2 protein-coding genes are annotated in these 2,590 nt (G+C 59.2%); both read right to left on the reverse strand.

Annotated elements, in window-relative coordinates:
* A partial coding sequence (locus EN932_RS33665) for a response regulator (RefSeq protein ID WP_128369416.1) occupies positions 1-285 on the reverse strand: 285 nt, incomplete at its 3' end.
* Positions 286-307: 22 nt separating this feature from the next.
* Positions 308-2,590 (reverse strand): hybrid sensor histidine kinase/response regulator (locus EN932_RS33670; protein WP_281061572.1); only part of this gene is annotated, 2,283 nt, incomplete at its 5' end.

Consider the following 2,590-nt stretch of genomic DNA (forward strand, 5'->3'; position numbering starts at 1 on the left):
GCCCATTGCTTCGTAGACACCGGCGAGGTTGGCTTCGATACTGGCGGTCACCAGCAAGATTGAGCACGGGGTTTCCGCCATGATTCTGCGCGTCGCTTCCACGCCGTCCATCTCTGGCATCGCTAGATCCATGAGTATCAGATCCGGCAGATCACGTCTGCAGACCTCGACCGCCTCACGCCCATTGGTCGCGATCCATGCGACCTGATGTTCGCCGGTCGACAAGACCAGCCGGCGCAGAAGCTCAACCGCCATCGGCATGTCGTTGACTACGCCGATTCTCATTCGTTGGCTTCCAATTTCGATCTCATTCAGTCGCCTCGCCAATCATGTCCACGACCGCATGGATCAGCGCCTCGTCCTGAAAGGTACTCTTGGTCAGATAATAGTCCGCACCGGCGTCAAGCCCGCGCGAGCGATCTTCTTCCCGATCCTTGTATGAAACGATCATTATGGGTGTGTTCTTGAGATGGGCGTCCTTTCTGATCAAGCTCACCAACTCGATGCCATCCATGCGCGGCATATCTATGTCAGTGACGACGAGATCGAAAGGACCAGACCGGACGGCATTCCACCCGTCCATACCGTCGACCGCCACTTCGACATCATAACCGTGATTGCCCAACATCTTGCGCTGGAGTTCGCGGACCGTGAGTGAATCGTCAATCACGAGCACGCGCTTGCGTCTGCTCGGTTCGGGACCGCCCGCAGCGCGCCGAAGAGCCCTAAATCCGCTAGACGATGCAAGCTTTTCCACCGATCGGATCAGATCATCGACGTCGAAGATCAGAACTGGCGAACCGTCTTCCATCAGGGCCGCTGCGCTGATGTCCTTGATCTTGGCAAACCGTGGATCGAGAGGTCTGATCACCAGCTCGCGTTCCCCGAGAAAACGGTCAACGATCAGGCCGTACGCATCGCCCCGACCTGCATCCACGACGACGACCGAGAGTTCGTCCGGTTCCGATCCGGACTCTCCTCGATCCAGCACTTCGCGCGCGGTCACCAGCCCGATCTGTCGATCGTTCAAGCGAAAATGCGGTCGGCCCTGCAGCAGGTTGATCTGCATCCGCTGCAATCTCATTGTCTTGGAGATGGCGGCGAGTGGAAACGCATAGGGCTCCCCATCGACTTCGACGAGTAGTGTGCGCAGGACTGACAACGTCAGCGGCAGCTGCAGTTGAAACCGGGTTCCACGACCAAATTCCGAGGAAACGCTCGTGATTCCGCGGACCTCTTTCGTCATCGCCTGCACCGCATCGAGGCCCACACCACGGCCGGACACGTCGGTAAGGCCCGCTTTCATCGAAAAGCCTGGCAGAAACAGGAATGCGAGCAATTCGGTTTCGCTGAGTGTGTCAGCACTTTCCCTGGTCGCAAGCTGTCGGGCGATGACAGCCTCGCGCAGCTTCGAGAGCTCGATCCCCCTGCCGTCGTCCACCACGGCTATCTGCAGCAGCCCGGCATTGTGCCTCGCTTCGAGCCTGATCAGCCCCTCTTCGGGTTTCCCCATCGCGAGGCGCTCCTCAGGCGGTTCAAGCCCATGGTCTACAGCGTTGCGCAAAAGATGCCCCAAGGGGGCATCGAGCTGCTCGAGGATATCGCGGTCGATGCCGGTCGAGCCGCCTACGATCTCCAGTCGCGCCCGCTTGCCAAGGGTACGACCGAGGTCGCGGACCGTTCTTGCGTAGTGTCTCACGCCGTCCTCGAAAGGCCGCATCCGGCTCGCCAACGTTTCGTCGTACAATCTGTTGGCAAGATCGGTCGCTTTCCGATCCACTGAATCCAATTCATCGAGACGCTCCGCCAGGAACGCTTGGCTCAACCGAAGCTTTCGCTGCGCTTCAGCCAGCGCCTCCACCACCGGCGCATCATTTGAAACCGGCGGCAGCACTGCATGAAGATTGTCGAACGCACTTGCGAGGTCCGATTGAAGTCGCTTCAGCCTTAGCAGCCCGTCAGCGAATGGCCTGAGCCGCCGAGCTTCCATCAGCGACTCGCCAGCCAACCCGAGCAATCGGTTCAGGCTGTCTGCCGTCACCCGAACCATTCTATCAGAGCCGATGCTGCCGTGGGCTTGCGGTACCGCCCCAACGAGGAGATTCGCTGAAGAGGTCGACGCCAGTTGCTCCTGGGCATGATCTGGAGTTGCGAAATCAGCTGCAAAATCTTGGGCCCCGGGCTTCGCCTCGGGGGGCGACAATTCCTCAAACTTCGCGAGAAAGCTTTCGATTTCTGAGTTGGCGCGCTCGCTCGATGATCCCGATGCGATCAATTTCAAAAGGTCACAGCCTTGCAGGAGCGCATCTATATGCTCCCGTCCCACTCTCAGATGCCCACGTTGCGCGGCGACCAGGCAATCTTCCATCGCATTTGCAACTTTGACCGCGGGCATCAGGTCGATGATGCGGGCAGCTCCCTTCAGGGAATGTGCGGCACGCATGCATGCTTCCAAGGCATCGGCGGCGACAGGATTGCGTTCCAGTGCCAGAAGCCCAGACGTTAGTGCCTGCGACTGCGTCTCCAGTTCGGCCTGGAAGAGGCTGAGCATCGAGACCTGGCTGAAGTCCTCATCTGTCATGCCATGCTC

The sequence above is a fragment of the Mesorhizobium sp. M7A.F.Ca.US.002.01.1.1 genome (assembly GCF_004022955.1).
Lineage (GTDB): Bacteria > Pseudomonadota > Alphaproteobacteria > Rhizobiales > Rhizobiaceae > Mesorhizobium > Mesorhizobium ciceri.